Source organism: Hydrogenophilus hirschii (assembly GCF_054656675.1).
On sequence record NZ_BAAHXQ010000003.1, the window covers coordinates 189,625 to 206,919 of the forward strand.

At 63.6% G+C, this 17,295-nt stretch carries 11 protein-coding genes; 8 read left to right on the top strand and 3 right to left on the bottom strand.

Annotation, left to right across the window (positions count from 1 at the left end; all coding sequences use genetic code 11):
- Window positions 1-39 precede the first annotated feature (39 nt).
- From pstC to pstB, 3 genes are read left to right on the top strand one after another with little or no spacing between them, the layout of a single operon-like run.
- Complete coding sequence (gene pstC, locus ACYQ4Z_RS09845; protein ID WP_459860911.1) at window positions 40-975, top strand: phosphate ABC transporter permease subunit PstC; 936 nt, start codon at window positions 40-42, stop codon at window positions 973-975.
- A gap of 2 nt (window positions 976-977) precedes the next feature.
- Window positions 978-1,913 carry a phosphate ABC transporter permease PstA gene (gene pstA / locus ACYQ4Z_RS09850; RefSeq protein WP_119334144.1) on the top strand — a complete coding sequence of 312 codons (936 nt, stop codon included), beginning with the start codon at window positions 978-980 and terminating at the stop codon, window positions 1,911-1,913.
- A 6-nt stretch (window positions 1,914-1,919) separates the two neighbouring features.
- Entirely contained in the window at window positions 1,920-2,732 is an 813-nt protein-coding gene (pstB, locus tag ACYQ4Z_RS09855) for a phosphate ABC transporter ATP-binding protein PstB (RefSeq protein WP_459860912.1), read from the top strand.
- Between the two features lie 76 nt (window positions 2,733-2,808).
- On the opposite strand, the gene ACYQ4Z_RS09860 is transcribed toward pstB, so the two are convergent.
- Entirely contained in the window at window positions 2,809-4,380 is a 1,572-nt protein-coding gene (locus ACYQ4Z_RS09860) for a GGDEF domain-containing protein (RefSeq protein ID WP_459860913.1), read from the bottom strand.
- Window positions 4,381-4,432: 52 nt separating this feature from the next.
- Here ACYQ4Z_RS09860 and ACYQ4Z_RS09865 point away from each other — a divergent pair, with 52 nt between their 5' ends.
- From ACYQ4Z_RS09865 to ACYQ4Z_RS09885, 5 genes are all read left to right on the top strand, one after another.
- The gene (locus tag ACYQ4Z_RS09865) at window positions 4,433-5,725 is read left to right on the top strand and encodes a cyclic di-GMP phosphodiesterase (protein WP_459860914.1); all 1,293 of its coding nucleotides are present in this window, start codon (window positions 4,433-4,435) and stop codon (window positions 5,723-5,725) included.
- A 66-nt stretch (window positions 5,726-5,791) separates the two neighbouring features.
- Complete coding sequence (locus tag ACYQ4Z_RS09870) at window positions 5,792-6,817, top strand: NAD-dependent epimerase (protein WP_219972615.1); 1,026 nt, start codon at window positions 5,792-5,794, stop codon at window positions 6,815-6,817.
- Window positions 6,818-6,819: 2 nt separating this feature from the next.
- On the top strand, window positions 6,820-8,424 hold the full coding sequence (locus tag ACYQ4Z_RS09875; RefSeq protein ID WP_197713701.1) for an ATP-binding protein: 1,605 nt from the start codon (window positions 6,820-6,822) through the stop codon (window positions 8,422-8,424).
- Complete coding sequence (locus ACYQ4Z_RS09880) at window positions 8,421-14,216, top strand: excinuclease ABC subunit UvrA (RefSeq protein ID WP_459860915.1); 5,796 nt, start codon at window positions 8,421-8,423, stop codon at window positions 14,214-14,216. Before ACYQ4Z_RS09875 ends, ACYQ4Z_RS09880 begins: the two co-directional genes overlap by 4 nt.
- Window positions 14,217-14,295: 79 nt before the next feature.
- Entirely contained in the window at window positions 14,296-15,078 is a 783-nt protein-coding gene (locus tag ACYQ4Z_RS09885; protein WP_219972613.1) for a cytochrome b/b6 domain-containing protein, read from the top strand.
- Between the two features lie 63 nt (window positions 15,079-15,141).
- Here the strand turns inward: ACYQ4Z_RS09885 and ACYQ4Z_RS09890 are convergent, their stop codons facing one another.
- The gene (locus tag ACYQ4Z_RS09890; RefSeq protein WP_459860916.1) at window positions 15,142-15,606 is read right to left on the bottom strand and encodes a c-type cytochrome; all 465 of its coding nucleotides are present in this window, start codon (window positions 15,604-15,606) and stop codon (window positions 15,142-15,144) included.
- Window positions 15,607-15,718: 112 nt separating this feature from the next.
- Window positions 15,719-17,284 carry a methyl-accepting chemotaxis protein gene (locus ACYQ4Z_RS09895; RefSeq protein WP_459860917.1) on the bottom strand — a complete coding sequence of 522 codons (1,566 nt, stop codon included), beginning with the start codon at window positions 17,282-17,284 and terminating at the stop codon, window positions 15,719-15,721.
- Window positions 17,285-17,295: the final 11 nt, after the last annotated feature.

Here is a 17,295-nt window from a genome sequence, read left to right on the forward strand (position 1 = left end):
TTTTTGTCTACCCTGCATCACCGACAAGGAAACCCTGTCGTGACCGCTGAGCCAAGCCATTGCGCATCGCTTCCTGAAGGGCATGTCACCCATACCCGTGCCCGCAACGTCAAAGAGCGGCTGATCGAAACGGCGCTGTTCCTTGCCGCATTTTCTGCGGTGGCGACAACCGTGGCGATCGTCGCGATCCTCCTCTATGAAGGGTGGAGCTTTTTCCAGCACGTCTCACTCGTGGAATTCCTCACCCATACGCAATGGACACCGCTCTTCGAAAAAGCGGAGTATGGGGTCTTGCCGCTTATTGCCGGCACATTCACCATTTCGGCGATTGCGGTGCTGGTGGCTGCGCCGTTAGGGTTGTTGGTGGCGATCTACCTTTCGGAATTCGCGTCGTTCCGAACCCGGGAGGTGGTGAAACCGATCATGGAGATGCTTGCCGGAGTTCCGACGATCATCTACGGTTACTTTGCATTGCTCTTCGTCACGCCGCTCTTGCAGAAGATCATTCCTGGGTTGCCCGGTTTCAACATGCTGAGCCCCGGGATCGTGATCGGGATCATGATCACGCCGTATGTGGCGTCGGTATCTGAAGACGCGATCCGCGCGGTGCCGATGGCGATGCGCGAGGCCTCGTACGCGATGGGGGCGACACGCTTCCAAACGGCAATGAAAGTGGTGTTGCCCGCCGCGATCTCCGGTGTGGTCGCCGCGTTCATCCTGGGTATTTCCCGAGCGGTCGGGGAGACGATGGTGGTTGCGATCGCTGCGGGGCAACAGCCCAATTTCACCTTCGATCCGCGTGAGCCCGCCGCGACGATCACTGCCTACATCGTGCAGGTGGCGATGGGGGATCTGCCGCACGGGTCGATCGGTTATCAGAGTATCTTCGCAGTCGGGTTGGTGCTCGTGGTGATCACCCTCTTTTTCAACGTGATCGGCCAATACGTGCGCCGGCGCTGGCGGGAGGCCTACTGATCATGCAGCAGAGCGAAAAAAACGAACTTACTGCGCTGCGGCGCGATATTGCGAAGCGCCGCCGCTGGGACGTGATTTTCGGATTGATCGGCTTGGGGGCGACGCTCATCGGAGTGATCGTGCTGTTCGCGCTCTTTACGGACCTGGTGCTCGATGGGTACCGCCACGTGGTGCAGGAAGAGTTCTATTTCAACTTCCCGTCGCGGCGGCCGGAGCGCGCCGGGATCTATTCCGCGTGGGTGGGAACGGCGTTGGTGATGATCGTGACCTTCCTGGCCGCAGCACCGCTGGGGGTTGCCGCTGCAGTCTATCTCGAAGAGTACGCGCCGAAGAACTGGCTCACGGAGCTCATCGAGATCAACGTCACCAATTTGGCCGCAGTGCCGTCGATCGTCTATGGGTTACTCGCGCTGGGTCTCTTCGTCTATATCCTCGACTTCGGGCAAAGCATTCTCACCGCGGGGCTGACGCTCGCGTTGATGATCCTGCCGGTGGTAATCGTCGCGACGCGTGAAGCGTTGCGCGCGATTCCCCAGCACATCAAAGAGGCGGCGTACGCGTTGGGCGCTACCCGGTGGCAGGTGGTTTCCGACCATTTGGTCCCGTACGCGTCGGGCGGGATCCTGACCGGGGTGATCATCGGAATGGCGCGCGCGATCGGCGAAACGGCGCCGGTGATCACGATCGGGGCACTCACCTTCATCGCGTTCCTGCCGCCGATGCCCTTCGCTGGCGATCCTCCCGCAGGGCCTTTCGACTGGCTCTTTTCCCCATTTACTGTACTGCCCATCCAGATGTTCAACTGGCTTTCCCGACCACAGTCTGAGTTCCATTCGCTTGCGGCTGGGGTGGGGATCGTGATCATCGTCGCCACGCTCCTGATGAATGGTCTGGCGATCTGGCTCCGGTACCGTATTCGTCGCAATCTCACTTGGTAAAGCACCATGGATCAACCACAACGCATCGTTCATGAAGCCACCCGGGTAACACTCGACGCGCCGGTGAAAGCGCAAGCCAAAGGGTTCCACTTCTACTACGGCGCGCACCATGCGCTCAAAGACCTCAACATGCCCGTTGCGGAAAAACGGGTGACGGCGCTGATCGGCCCTTCGGGGTGCGGGAAATCGACTTTCCTGCGCAGCTTCAACCGCATGCACGACCTCTACCCGGGCAACCGCTATGTTGGTGAAATCCGTCTCTATCCGGACGACATCAACCTGGTTTCGCCCGAAGTCGACCCGATCGAGATCCGCATGCGGGTGGCGATGGTGTTTCAGAACCCCAACCCGTTTCCGAAATCGATCTTCGACAACGTCGCGTATGGTTTGACGGTCCGTGGCATGAAAAACCGCACCGAAATCGCGGACCGGGTGGAAGCGGCGCTCAAAGCGGCGGCATTGTGGGACGAAGTGAAAGACCGGTTGGATGCGTTGGGCACGTCGCTTTCCGGCGGACAGCAGCAGCGGCTCTGCATCGCGCGGGCGCTTGCGGCGGAACCGGAGATTTTGCTGCTCGACGAGCCCACGTCGGCGCTCGATCCGATTGCGACCGCGTCGATCGAAGAGCTGGTGACCGAACTGCGCGACCGGGTGACGATTCTGATCGTGACCCACAACATGCAACAAGCGGCACGGATCTCCGATTACACCGCGTTCATGTATTTGGGGGAACTGGTCGAGTTCGGCCCGACGGACGAGATCTTCGTCCGCCCGAAAAAGAAACAGACCGAAGACTACCTCACCGGCCGTTTCGGTTGAGCCGTCTCGGGTGCGTTACAGGGGGTGTGCCGTGTCGCACACCCTGCCGCCTGCTTATGGCAAGAGCAGGGACGGTTTATGATGGACGTGCGGCCACGACCCGGTTCTTGCCCGCGCGTTTCGCGGTGTAGAGCGCTTCGTCGGCGCGGGCGACCAGCTGTTCGAGCGTTTCGCCGTCACCTAGCCATTCGGCGACGCCAGCGCTGAAGGTGATCACGTGGTGGCGATCGTCGTAAAAAAAGAGCGATTTGGTCAGCTCCCGCTGCAGGCGTAGGACTACCCGCTCGGCCACGGAGCGATCGGTTTCGGGAAAGACGATCACGAACTCTTTGCCCCCCCAACGGGCGATGCCATCCTGCGGACGCAGATAGCGTTTCGCGATCGCGGCCAGGTGCTGTAACGCCCGGTCTCCGGCCAGATGACCGAAGGTATCGTTGAATTTCTTGAAATTGTCGAGGTCGAGCACCGCGAGCGAGAGCGGCGTCTGTAAGCGGAGCGCACGCGCTTTTTCGCGGTGCCAGAAATTTTCCAAACCGCGGCGGTTCATCAGGCCCGTGAGCGGGTCGCTCACCGTCTGTTGCGACAATTCGCGCAGCTCTTGTTCGAGCCGCTCCATCCGTTCGCGCGTCGCCAACAGCTCTTGCTGGATGCGCTGTGCCGTTTGCGAAATCTGCGCAGAAGAGTGGTGCATGAACTGAGTGCGTTCAACCGTTTGCACCAATACGTCGCGCAGTTCGGTGAGGGTTTTTGCCTGCTGAACTTTGGCAACCGTTTGCTTGAGTTCGTCGGCGTACTGACCGCTGTCGCTCGAAAACGACGCAAGCCGTTCGATCACGACGGAGAGGAGTTCGCGGATCTCCACTTCGGCTTTGCGCCGTTCGTCGATCACCTGGCGTTGCGCGTCGATCAATTGTTCGAGCCGTTCGCTCGCCTCCTCCAAAATGCCCGCTTCGTGCATCCGCGCAAGCGCGTCGCGGATGAATTTGACCTGTTGCCGAGCCAATTCCGCTTCGAGCACGAAATTGTCGAGATGGCGCAACATCAATTCGACCAGCCGCGTGAGGTCGCGCGCATGGTCGCTTACCGCGATCGCGATCGGTGCAGCGGCTTCGATGAACAGTTTCAGCTCGAGCGCGAGTTCCGCAGTCAAAGGTTCCGCATCGAGGCGCTGCAACAGCGAAACCGCGATTTCGTGGAGATCGCCGTCGGGATTGAGGAACGGGAGAAAGAGTTCGCGGATCACCGCAGCAAAGAGGGCGTTGAATTCGCGGTCGAACGCGGCAGGCTGTGGCGCTGGAGCCGTGGTCGCAGAAACGGAATGGGGATGTTCCGGCTCGTTGGCCAGAAACCATTCGGCCGCCCGTTCGAGCGCGGGTTGCGCGGCGGTGTAGTTGCGTTTGGCGAGCGCGTCGTGGGCGATTTTCAGGTGGCGCGCGATCTCGGGGGGATCGCCAGGCAGGAGCTTTGCCAGCGCGTGGAGGAGTACCGGGGTTGCCGGCGTTGGCGGTACAGGCAAGCCCCGCGCGTCGTAGTAGACTTCGCGCAGCGCATCGCCACTCAAACGCGTGCCGAAGCGCTCGATCAGCCGGGCGATGATCGGCCGCAACTCCTCCTCAGTCGCCCCGTTTTTGTTATGCTTCGTGCTCAAGCCGTTACCCTCTTTTTTCTTTGCCAAAGTATATAACAAAGGTTGAAATCGCGTGCGCGAACGTCGTGATCCGTTACCCGAAGTTTCGCTGGAGCAGTTGCGCCCGGGGGTGCATATCGAGCTCGATCTTCCGTGGCTCGACCATCCCTTCTGGTTCAACGCATTCACGATCAAAGACGAGGCGCAGTTGGCCGAACTCAAAGCGTTGGGGTTGACGAAGGTGCGGTGGAACCCCAAAAAGAGCCGGGTACCGCCGCTGCAGCCCCCAGCAAAGGGAACCGCGCAGCCGGCTGGCGAATCGCAGCAAGCGGTAGCCAATGTCGAGAAGGTTCGGGCGCAGATCGCGGCGCAACGGGCCGCCAAACGCAAACAGCACGAAGCGGTGGTGGCGATGCGCCGAACGTTGGCCCGCTGCCAAGAGGCCTACCAGGCAACCACCGAACGCACCCGAGCGGCGCTTGCCGCAATCGACCGCGGACAACCCGACGGCGCGCGGTTGGCGCGCACTGTGGCTGCCGAGGCCGCGGCGCGGTTCACCCCACAAGCGGAGGTGGTATTGCAGCTCATCGCCGAGCATGCGCACGACGAGGGGGCAACAGGCCATGCGCTCAACACGATGGTGGTGGCGCAGATGCTCGCGCATCGCATGGGGTTCGATCAGGCACAGATCGAGGCGGTGGGCACCGCAGCGCTGCTGCACGATATCGGCAAAGCGCGCATTCCCACGAGCGTCCTCTACAATACCCAGCGCAGCCGCGCCGAAGAGCAGCTCTATCGCCTCCATCCGGTGTATGGGGCGGAATGGTTGGCCGAAATCCCGGGAATAGCCGACGAGATCCGTCTTTGGGTTCGCGCGCACCACGAGCGCATCGACGGGAAAGGGTTTCCCGATGGCTTGGCGGGCGATGCGGTGCCGCTCGCGGCGCAGATCGTCGGGTTGGCGAACCGCTTCGACAATCTCTGCAACCCGATTCCTGGAATTCGCCCATTGCCGCCCGCGAAAGCGGTGGCGTGGCTCTTCCGCCACGAAAAGGAGGCATGGGACGAGGCGCTCTTCGCCGTCTTCGTGAAGATGATCGGCGTCTATCCACCCGGTACCTTCGTTCGTCTTTCCAACGACGCGGTGGGGTTGGTGTTGCGCAATAGCCCCCGGGATCCGTTGCGCCCGTGGGTGCTGCTCTATGAGCCCGAAACGCCGCGCAGCGAACTGGTTGCGATCGACCTCACGACGGTTCCCGACGTGACCATCGCTGAAGCGGTGCCACCGGAACGCTTGCCGCCGGAGGTGGTCGAAACGCTCGACCCCAGGTGCAAGGTCCGTTATTTTCACGACGTGGCGCGCTGATCCTGGCGTACGGTTCGAGAGGGGTTGGGTCGATTGGTCGAAAGCAGTTGAGGGCAAAGGGAAGAAATGCGTTTTTTCATTACCGGAACGGCCGGTTTCATCGGTTTTCACTTGGCGCAGCAGTTGCTCGAAGCGGGCCATACGGTCACCGGCTTCGACGGACTGACCGACTATTACGACGTAGCGCTGAAACGCCGCCGCCACGCACGCCTTACCGCATACCCGGCGTTCACCGCGGTGGAAGCGCTGCTCGAGGATCAGACGGCGTTGGATCGCGCAGTGGATGCGGCGCAGCCTGAGGTGATCGTCCATTTGGCCGCGCAGGCCGGGGTGCGTTACAGCTTGGAAAATCCGCGTGCGTATATCGACGCGAACCTGGTGGGCACGTTTCACCTTTTGGAAGCGGCAAAACGGGTGCAGCCCAAGCACCTGTTGCTGGCGTCTACAAGCAGCGTCTATGGCGCGAACCGCGAGATGCCGTTCGTCGAAACCCAGCCGACCGAAACGCCGCTCACCCTCTACGCCGCGACCAAAAAGGCGAACGAAGCGATGGCGCACGCCTACGCGCACCTGTGGCAGCTTCCCACCACCCTTTTTCGCTTCTTCACCGTCTATGGTCCGTGGGGTCGGCCCGATATGGCGCTCTTCAAATTCACCCGCGGCATTCTCGACGGCACGCCGATCGAGATCTACAACCACGGTGAGATGTACCGCGATTTCACCTATATCGACGACCTGGTGCGCGCGATCTGCTTGCTGGTCGACGTGCCGCCACCCCCCCCTTCGGCGCGTACCGAAGAACACGGTTGGCAGCCGATTCCTGGCGATACGCTGAGCCCGGTTGCGCCATGGCGGGTGGTCAATATCGGCAATTCGCAACCGGTGCGGCTGTTGGATTTCGTCGATGCCCTCGAAAAAGCGCTCGGGAAAAAGGCGGTTCGCCGCTACCTCCCCATGCAAAAGGGCGATGTCCCGGCAACGTGGGCCGACTGTTCGCTGCTCGAGCGGCTCACGGGGTACACGCCGCAAACGCCGGTTGCCGAAGGGGTGGCGCGGTTCGTGGCGTGGTATCGCGACTATACCGGGAGATGAGGATGGATAAGAAACTGCCGATCGGCATCCAGAGTTTCACGCAGATCCGCCGGGAAGGGTACTACTACGTCGATAAGACCCCATTTTTGGCACGCATGGTGGAAAGCGGCGGCAAGTACTATTTTCTTTCCCGTCCGCGGCGCTTTGGCAAGTCGTTGCTGCTCGACACGATCGCATGCGCCTTTTCCGGGCAGCGCGAACTCTTCGCGGCGCATGATGGGCGAGACGGCAGCGCGCCGCGCGAAGCGCTCTACCTTGCGGATCATTGGGACTGGCGCAAACGCTATCCGGTGATTCGCCTTTCGTTCGGGACCGGTTCGTTCGCGAACGAAGCGGCGGTCGATGCGGTGATCCGCTATCAACTCAAGCGCAACGCACAACAGCTAGGACTCGGTGATGCGCCGCAATGGCCGCAACCGGGGCTTGCGCTCATGGAGCTCATCGAACGCGCCGCGAACCAGCACGGCGCGCCGGTGGTGGTGCTGGTGGATGAATACGACAAACCGATCCTCGACGCGATCAACGATCCTGAGCAAGCGGCGGTGCACCGTGCGATCCTGCGCGACCTCTATAGCGTGCTCAAGGACGCTGCAGAGAACCTCCGTTTCGTCTTCCTCACCGGGGTCTCCAAATTCAGCCAAGTCTCGCTCTTTTCCGGGCTCAACAACCTCAACGACATCACGGTCGATGACGACTTTGCGGCGATCTGTGGCTACACCGACGCCGACCTCGACACTGTCTTTGCGCCCGAGTTTGCCGCCGCCGCGGCAGACGGCAAGCCGCTCGACCGCGAACGGGTGCGCTTATGGTACAACGGCTACTGGTGGGGCGGCACCGAGCGGGTCTATAACCCGTTCGACGTGCTCCTTTGCTTGGCCAAGCGCGAATATCGCCCGTGGTGGTTCGAAACCGCAACGCCGACCTTTTTGATCGAGCTCCTCACAGCGCGCGGCTTTTTCACACCACAACTGGAGCGCACCTACGCCACCCACCAGCTGCTGGGTAGCTTCGACGTCGGGACGATGCCAAGCGAGACGCTCTTGTGGCAGACCGGCTATTTGACGATTGCCCGTAAAGTGGAGGAAGCGGGGCAACTCCTTTACGAGTTGGCCATTCCCAACCAAGAGGTGCGGGTGGCGTTGAACGAAGCGTTGTTGGATGCGCTTCTGCCCCACCGCCACGAAGTGGAAGCGACGCTCAACGTGCTGCGGGCGTTGCGTGAAGGCGACAGCGAGACGCTGCGGGCCGAGTTCGACCACCTTTTCGCGCAAATTCCCTATGACTGGCAGTACCCGCTGGGTCACCTCGAAGCCTACTACGCAAGCCTTTTCTACAGCTTTCTGGCAAGCACTGGCGTGCGGTTGCTGGCCGAAGCGCACACCCGTGATGGTCGGGTCGACCTGGTGATCCAGGCGGGTGCGACCGTCTGGGTGGTCGAATTCAAGGTGGTGGCAGGCGAAAGCGCAACGGGGGCGGCGCTGGCGCAGCTTCGTGCGCGCGACTACGCCGCTGCGTATCGCGCCGCGCCGGGTGTGACGCGGGTGATCGAACTCGGGGTGGAGTTCAGCAAAACCACACGGCGGATCGTCGGATGGATGTGCGCATGATCCGGGTGATCGGGGCGCGACAGAACAACCTCAAAGAGCTTACCGTCACCGTTCCCACCGGGCGGCTGGTCGCGATCACCGGCGTTTCGGGGGCGGGTAAATCGTCGCTGGCGCTCGAAATCCTCTACGCCGAAGGGCAGCGGCGCTACGTCGAAACCTTTTCCCCGTACGCGCGGCAATTTTTCGAACGGCTCGACCCGCCGGACGTGGATGCAGTGGAAGGGATCCTGCCGGCGGTGCGCATCGAAGCGGGGGGCGCGGTACGCACTTCGCGGGCGACGGTGGGCACGCTCACCGAAATCGACGACCTCCTGAAGGTGATCTGGGCGCAAGCGGCCACGTGGCGCTGTCCCCGTTGCGATTGTGACGCAGTGCGTTTCGCCGACGCACACGCGGTCTGGTCGTGGTGTACCGAGCAGTTTCGGACACCCGACGCAGGGAACGTTGGGGAAGAAACAGGGAACGCAGGGAAAAATGGGCGTGCGGCGGGAGAGCGTGTCGCGATCGCCTGGCCGCTCCTCGTTCCGGCGAATTGGTCGCCCGAAGCGGCATGGCGCGGGCTCGCCGCGCAGGGCTTTTCACGCGTATTGGGCGCCACCCCACACGAAAAGGGGGCGGTGTGGTGGGTGGTGAGCGACCGGTTGCGCTTTCATGCGGACGAACGAGAGCGGTTCGTCGCCGCGGTGACCGCCGCGTCGGCGCGCAGCGGCACGGGCGTCGTGCTCATCGCTCGTTGGGACGCCGTTGCTGCGCTGAGCGCAAGCGAAGGGGAACCGCCCCCCTGTTGGGAGCCGCTCCGTGACGGGGTCTGGTTCGTTTCGCTCACCGACGCGTGTTGCCCGCGGTGTGGCGAAGCAGCGCCGCGCGCGACCCCGGCGCTCTTTTCCTACAACAACCCGCTGGGCGCATGTCCCACCTGCCGCGGATTTGGCGACCTCCTCGAGATCGACTGGGACAAAGTGATTCCCGACCCGTCGCGCACGCTGGCCGACGGCGCGATCCGCCCGTGGCAGAGCGGCGAATCGCAGCAGTGCCAAACGGAACTGGAACAGTTTGCCCGTGCCCGCGGGATCCCTTTGGATGTGCCGTGGGCGGCGCTTCCCGAAGCGGCGCGCCGCTGGGTGATCGAGGGCGACCCGGAGTGGGTCAGCTGGGAGCACAGTTGGCCGAAACACTGGTACGGCGTGCGCCGCTATTTCGAATGGCTGGAAAGCCGCAGCTATAAGATGCCCATGCGGGTGCTGCTGTCGCGCTACCGTTCGCCGCGCCGTTGCCCGGCGTGCCACGGCACGCGGCTCACCCCCGCGGCGCTCGCTTGGCGGTTGGCTGGCACGACGATCGCGGCGTTTCGCGAATGGGCGGTGCGTGACGCACGCGCGTTCTGGGAAACGCTTCCCGTCGCCACCTGGCCCCGCGGCGTGCGGCTGGCGTGGGAAGCGGCGCGCGAACGGCTCCGTTACCTCGACGAAGTGGGGCTGGGCTATCTGACGCTCGCACGCGCCGCACGGACGCTTTCCGGCGGCGAACTGCAGCGGATACGGCTCACCACGGCGCTGGGCGTCGAGCTGACGCAAACCCTGTTCGTCTTGGAAGAACCCACTGCGGGGTTGCACGCCCGCGACGTCGATCGCGTGATCGCTGCGATGCGGCGGCTCGTCGCGCTGGGCAACACCGTGGTGGTGATCGAACACGACCCGCAAGTGATCGCTGCGGCCGATTGGGTGGTCGACCTCGGGCCAGGATCGGGCGAACGTGGCGGTTCGCTCGTCTTCGCTGGGCCGCCCAGCGCGCTCGCTGCCCATCCGACTTCACTTACTGGCCGCTATCTGCGCCGATGGCACGAACGGTGGGCAGCCGATCGAAACGCTGTTGCCTCCGCAACACACGCCGCACCGCCTTCCTGTGTCCCTGACGCGGAGTCACCTGTGCGCGGCAAGCTTTCCGCACCCCCTGCTGCCGTTGTCGAATCCCAAACCGTGCCGAATGGACGCGCCAAACCCGCTGCGCCGACCCTGACCCTTTCGGTTCGCGAACGGCACAATCTGCGCGATTTCTCCGTGACCCTGCCTCTGACGGGTCTCACGGTGATCGCCGGGGTTTCCGGTTCCGGTAAATCGACGCTCGTCGAGGAGGCGCTGGTTCCCGCAGTGACCGCCGCGTTGGCCGGGTTGCCGCTTCCCGACGGGGTAACCCTCACCGCCGACTGGGACGGGCGAACCGAACGCGGACCCGACCCTGCCATTCCGTTGCCGATTGCCGAAGTGCTGTGGGTCGACCAATCGCCGCTTGCCAAAAGCGCCCGCTCGGTTCCGGTCACGGTGCTCGGGGTTTGGGACGGCTTTCGCAAAGCGTTTGCCCAGAGCGACGCAGCGCGGCAACAGGGGCTCAACGCCGCCGCGTTCTCGTTCAACAGCGGTGCCGGTCGCTGCCCGGCGTGCCAAGGCGCGGGGTACACCCGGATCGAGATGCAGTTCTTGGCCGACGTCTACCTCAAATGTCCGGTGTGCGACGGCAAGCGCTTTCGCAGTGAAGTGCTGCAGGTGACCTGGCTGGGGGCGAACGTCGCCGAATGGTTGGCGATGACCGTCGATGAGGCGATCGCGCGTTTGGCGACCGACCCGGTGGGGAATAAGCTCGTCCCGCCGTTCGCGCACCTGGCGGCGTTGGGTTTGGGGTATCTGCGGCTCGGGCAACCGACGCCGACTTTGGCGGGCGGCGAAGCGCAACGCTTGAAACTCGCGGCGGCGCTCGCCGCCGAAAAGGGGGCGGCGAAGCGCGCGCCCGAAGCGCATAATCGACGTTTGATCGTACTCGACGAGCCAACCACAGGGCTGCACGAAGCCGAAGTAGCGCAACTCCTGGCCTTTTTGCGCGCCCGCACCGCAGAGGGGAACGCGGTGGTGGTGGTCGAACACCATCGCGAGGTGATCGCTGCGGCCGACTGGGTGATCGAATTGGGCCCCGAAGGGGGTGAAGCGGGTGGACGGCTGGTCTTCGCGGGGCCGCCTGCGCAACTCGCGGCGGCAACGACCGCAACCGCAGCTGCTTTGCGCGGCGCGGCCCATTCCCCATCTCCGCTGGCAACACGAACCACTACCCCCGCTGGCATCGAGGCGGCAGCATCGGGGAAAGAGGCGAACGACCCCCAACTGCGGCACGTTGCCGAAGCGCCTGCGCCGTACACGGGCGCCGTTTCACACCCTTCTTCCGTCGCGGCTGCGCTGCCCGCACCAGCGGATGAGACGACGCGACACGTTTCGGTACTCCCACCCTCGGCACCCCCCTCGGCGATCGCGGTGATCGGCGCGCACGAACACAACCTCAAAGGGATCGACGTCACGATCCCGCACGGGCGCTTCACCGTGATCACCGGCCGCTCCGGTTCGGGGAAATCGACGCTCGCGTTCGATATCCTCTTCGCCGAAGGACAGCGCCGCTACCTGTTGGCGCTCGATGCCTACGCGCGGCAGTTCGTTCAGCCGCCGCCCCCGCCCGCGGTCGATCGGCTCACGGGGTTACCCCCCACCGCGGCGATCGAACAGCGCACGAGCCGCGGCGGCTGGAAAAGCACGGTCGCTACCCTCACCGAACTCTCCCCATTCCTGCGCCTGTTATGGACCAAACTGGGCGTGCCCCAGTGCCCGAAATGTAACGTCCCGGCCGCGGTTCGCTCCGCCGAAGCGTGGGCGGAAGCGCTGTGGCAAAGTGGCGCGCCGCCCGAGGTCGTCTGCGCCGCGCTCGTGCGCAGGCGCAAAGGGGTCTATCAGGATCTCGCCGATTGGGCTGCGGCGCGCGGGTACGAAACGCTCTTCGTCGACGGCGAGGAACGGCCCACCCATCCGTGGCAGCGGCCCGATCGCTACCGCGAGCACGAGATCGACCTGCCGGTGGCGCGCCGCCCCCGCACCGAACCGGAACTGGCGCGGGCGATCGCCGCCGCGTGGCGGTTGGCCGACGGCTGGGCGAAGGTGCGCGTCGCAGGCACGTGGCAAGTGGTGAGCGCGCACGCGGTCTGTCCCGCGTGCGGTGACGCGCTGCCGCCACTGGATCCCCGCCTCTTTTCCAACCATTCGCCGCTTGGTTGGTGCCCAGAGTGTCTCGGAACCGGGCGGCTCTTGGTGGGGGGGCGTGGCGAGAGCGACGACGGTCAGCCCCGCTCCTTTGCCGAAGCGGTGGAGTGGGAGACGAAACACGTCGATGCGAACCGCCCCTGCCCGGCGTGCCACGGCAGCCGCTTGAACCCGGCGGCGCGCGCGGTAACGGTGGCGGGACTCCGTTGGGAAGCGCTCGAACGGATGACGATCGCCGAAGTGGCGGCGTGGCTCGACGCCCAAGAAGCGCATTGGCGGGCGTCTGCGTCTGCGGCGATCGTAGCCGAGCTCCTTCCCGGGTTGCGCGCGCGGCTGCAGCTGCTCGACGACGTCGGCGTCAGCTACCTCACGCTCGACCGCGCCGCGCCAACCCTCTCCGGTGGCGAAGCGCAGCGGATCCGCCTCGCGGCGCAACTGGGGGTGCAACTGACCGGTGTCGCCTACATCCTCGATGAGCCGACGATCGGGCTCCATCCCCAAGACGACGCGCGCCTCATCGCTGTGCTCAAACGGCTGCGCGATCAAGGGGCGACGGTGGTGGTGGTCGAACACGACGCGCGGGTGATCGAAAGCGCCGACTGGGTGATCGACCTTGGCCCGGGGGCAGGCGAACACGGCGGCGAAGTGGTCGCGAGCGGCCCACCAGAAGCGATCCGGAACCACCCCGAATCGCTCACCGGCCGGATGCTGCGCGACGGAATCCCCCACCGCCTGGTGCCGCCGCGCGCCCCGCCTACCGCGTGGCTCACCGTGCGCGGCGCATGTGCGAACAACCTCACCGGTTTCGACGTCGCGATCCCGCTCAATCGCCTCACGGTGGTCGCTGGCGTTTCGGGGTCGGGCAAATCGACGCTGGTGCATGAGGTGCTTGCTGCCTCGCTCACCGCTCGCCGCCCCGTTGGCTGCCGCGCGGTGGACAACGCCGACGCGGTGGCACGACTCGTCGTCGTCGATCAAAGCCCGATCGGCAAGACCAGCCGCTCCTGCCCCGCCACCTACCTCAAATGTTTCGACCCGATCCGCGCCCTCTTCGCTGCGACGCCCGAAGCGAAAGCGCGCGGCTACCGCGCCGCTTTCTTCTCGTTCAACAGCGGCGAAGGGCGGTGCCCGGTGTGCAACGGCAACGGCTGGGTCGCCGCGGAGATGGCCTTTCTGCCGACGGTGCGCGAACCGTGCGATGCGTGCGGCGGCAGCCGCTACCGCAGCGACGCGCTTGCGGTGCGCTATCGCGGCAAGACCATCGCCGAGGTGCTCATGATGACCGCCGAAGAGGCGGCCACCTTCTTCGCAGCCCACCCGAAGATCGCCGAGCCGTTGCGCCTGATGACCGAAGTGGGGTTGGGCTACCTGCGGCTTGGGCAGACGAGCGCGACCCTTTCGGGGGGCGAAGCGCAACGCCTCAAACTGGTCGCGGAATTGGGGAACCGAGCGGCACGGCCAACACTCTACCTCTTCGACGAACCGACGGTTGGGCTCCACATTGCCGATGTCGCGCTCCTTCTGCCCGTGCTCCACCGCCTGGTCGATGCCGGCCACACCGTGGTGGTGATCGAACACGACCGCGACGTCTGGCAAGAGGCCGACTGGTTCATCGAACTCGGACCCGCGGGCGGGCGTGATGGCGGGCGGCTCCTCTACGCCGGCCCGCTCGATGGCGTGATCGCCGCGCAGACGCCGAGCGCGCGGGCGTTGGCGGGTTAGAAACCGTGCGGTCTTCGACTCGGAGCCGCTCAGGATAACTCTCGGTTAGCACAGGATAACCTTGGTAGGAGGCAGAAGTATGTCGCAAAACCAAACCCCAATCCCCGTCTGGGATCCGCTGCTGCGCCTCTTTCACTGGGCGCTGGTTGCGTGCGTCGTCGGCGCGTTCGTCTCGGTGAAGTTGGGCGGCAACGCGATGGTTTGGCACGGTCGGTTCGGTGTCGCGATCTGCGGGTTGATCGCGTTTCGCCTGCTTTGGGGGGTGATTGGGCCAGAGACCGCGCGTTTTTCCCAGTTCGTCAAAGGGCCTGCGGCGATTCGTGCCTATCTCCAAGGAGCCTGGTACGGGATCGGCCACAACCCGTTGGGGGCGCTCTCGGTGGTCGCGATGCTCGCCGTGTTCGGAAGCCAAGCGGTGCTTGGGCTCTTTTCCTATGACGAGATCGCGTTTCGTGGGCCGCTCGCGCGCTTGGTCAGCGAAGCGACGCAGCTCGCGCTCACGAGTTGGCACCGCCAACTCGAACCGGTGCTGATCGCGCTCGTCGCGCTGCACCTCACCGCAATCCTCTTTTACCGCGTGGTCAAACGCGAAGACCTTGTGCGGCCGATGATCACCGGCTATCGTTTGGCAACGCCGCATGAGGTCAAGGCCGCACGACTAGAGGCCACCGCCGCGTCGCAGGACGCATCGGCGGCGTCGCACGACGCAACAACTCTACCCTTTGCGGTGGTGTGGCACACGAAAGCCTATTGGGTACGGGCAAGCTTTGCGATTGCGGTGGGGATTGCTGCCGCGCTTGTGGCGAGCGGGGTTTGGATCCCCGCCCCAGAAGTGGCGCCGGTTGCGGCGCCCGAATGGTGAGCGCTACCCGGTGATCGCTTCGTTTCTACCCGTGGGCGATCACCGCCGCGCCAAAACGGTGGGTTACTCCTCTTCGCGGAATTTTTCGTGGCAGGCTTTGCAGGCTTTGCCGACTTCACCAAACTGCGCTTTGATTTCGTCTTTGTCACCCATTGCCGCCACTTCGGCGAGTTTGTTCGCTTGCTCGACGAAATTGGTCGCGATTTTCCGCACTTCGTCCTGCTCTTGGAAGAAATTCTCCTTGAGGCGCGACTTCTTGAAGCCGACAACGCCCAGCGTATCGGGCGAATAGAGCGCGCCCATACCGGAATTGGCGATCGCGGCGATCACGTTCGCGGCTGCAGAGACCTGCGTCTGGCTGAACGGCATCGTGCCATCAACGACCATCGCTTTGATTTTGCCCATGTTCCAGGCCATGGTGGTGTAGCTGGCCTGGCGGAATTTCACTTTGTCTTCCGGTTTGAGCGCGTCGGCGTGTGCCGCAGCAGTACAGAGCGTGAGCGCTGTGATCCATGCGATGCGTTTCATGGTTCATCTCCTATCGGGTTGGTCAATCAGAGAGTAATTATAGACGATCTTTGCACAGGGGTGCCCACACTTTTCGGCGTATGGGCATCCTGTTTGGCGGCGCTGCGTGTGCTCACGCGGTGGTTGCGTTGCGGCCCCGCAGGCGCGTCGGGGTGGAAGCGCGCTGCGCCGTTCTGGCGGGTGCGGCGTACTTCTGCGCCATCATCTCCCCGATCAAGCGGATCACCTGCTGGCTGCCGGTTTCGGCTTGGCGCATCCCGGCGACGATCGCCTGCAGGATCGAATCGTCGTGGAGCCAATCTTGCTTCGCTTGCGTGATCGCCGCGCGCACACCACTGTGGACCTGTTGGTGCGGCCCTTCGAGTTCGCGGTACGCGGGCAGATGGGAAAACGCGGCTTTGCCGTGCCCTTCGTAGTACCATTTGCCCAAGCGGCAGTTGTGGTGGTCGACCAGAACCGCTTGCGCCTCTTCCCCTTCGCTGTTTCTCTCCACCGCGACGTAGCCGCGTTGCATATAGATCACATGGTCGAGCTTCACGAGGCTTGCAAACGCCAGGTCTTTCGCTTTGGTGAGCGCCGCGATCGTCTCTTTCGCGCTTTTTGCCACCTCGTCGAATTGGGCCTCGAAGCCGGTGACTTTGCCCGCAACCTGTTGCGCGGCCTCTGAGAGGGCCAGCGTTTGCGTGACCATCGCGTCGACTTCGCTGCGTAACCCGCTCATCACCTGCCCGATCTCCTCGGTGGCTTTGCGGGTGCGTTCTGCGAGTTTGCGCACTTCGTCTGCAACCACCGCAAAGCCGCGCCCCATCTCGCCCGCGCGTGCGGCTTCGATCGCGGCATTCAGCGCCAAGAGGTTGGTCTGCTCGGTGATATCCGCGATCAACTGCACCGCTTTGTCGATCTGGGTGCTGGAGGCTTCGAGCTGTTTTGCGGTTTGTGCGGTTTCGGTCATGCGGTTGGTGATCTCGGTGAGTGTTTCGGCAATAGCACGTACCGACTGTTGGCTCTGTGCCGCACCCGCTTCGTTCTGTTGCGCGAGTTTCAAGACGCCGTCCATTTCGTTGCCGACCGCCACCAGATCGCTCAGGTTCCCTGCCAGGTTTTTCAGAAGATTGCCGGTGTTGAGGTGGTGGAGTTCGCTCATCAGGCGATTTTTGCGCGAAAACTCCGCGGCTTGTTGCATCGCGTCGAGCGCTTCGTTGATCGCGTGCATCGAGACCGCAAATTCGCCGGGCATCCCGGCCACGAACGCTTTGCGGGCGAAGTCCTCTTGCTGCGCGCGGCGGAAACAGATGGTGACCTCTTTGAAGTAGGCTTCGACGATATCGAGGAACTCGTTGAGTTCCCACGCCACTTTCCCGACCTCACCGAGCCCCTTGGTATGGGTGATGCGGCGGCTGAAATGCCCTTTTTTCACTTCGTGCAGCATCGCGGCGATTTTGCCAAGGGTGACGAAAGGCTGCACGATCGAGCGGTAGGCGAAAAACGCCAAAAGCGCAGTGACGAACGGCGCAACGATATTGGGAATTTTCGGACCGTTCACCACGAGTGAGTAACCCGCCATCGCCCAGATGAACAACACGAGACCAACCAGGGTGAATTTGATCCGTTGCAGCAGGAACGGAATATGCGCGCTGACGTGACTCGTCGGTTTTTCGATGAGATCAAGCTCGCTCATGGTTGGGACTC

What these genes read in the sequence shown, in the direction of transcription:
- pstA (WP_119334144.1), top strand. Translation starts at nt 978, where the DNA reads ATGCAGCAGAGCGAAAAAAACGAACTTACTGCGCTGCGGCGCGATATT.
- pstB (WP_459860912.1), top strand. Translation starts at nt 1,920, where the DNA reads ATGGATCAACCACAACGCATCGTTCATGAAGCCACCCGGGTAACACTC.
- ACYQ4Z_RS09870 (WP_219972615.1), top strand. Translation starts at nt 5,792, where the DNA reads ATGCGTTTTTTCATTACCGGAACGGCCGGTTTCATCGGTTTTCACTTG.
- ACYQ4Z_RS09875 (WP_197713701.1), top strand. Translation starts at nt 6,820, where the DNA reads ATGGATAAGAAACTGCCGATCGGCATCCAGAGTTTCACGCAGATCCGC.
- ACYQ4Z_RS09880 (WP_459860915.1), top strand. Translation starts at nt 8,421, where the DNA reads ATGATCCGGGTGATCGGGGCGCGACAGAACAACCTCAAAGAGCTTACC.
- ACYQ4Z_RS09885 (WP_219972613.1), top strand. Translation starts at nt 14,296, where the DNA reads ATGTCGCAAAACCAAACCCCAATCCCCGTCTGGGATCCGCTGCTGCGC.
- ACYQ4Z_RS09890 (WP_459860916.1), bottom strand. Translation starts at nt 15,606, where the DNA reads ATGAAACGCATCGCATGGATCACAGCGCTCACGCTCTGTACTGCTGCG.
- ACYQ4Z_RS09895 (WP_459860917.1), bottom strand. Translation starts at nt 17,284, where the DNA reads ATGAGCGAGCTTGATCTCATCGAAAAACCGACGAGTCACGTCAGCGCG.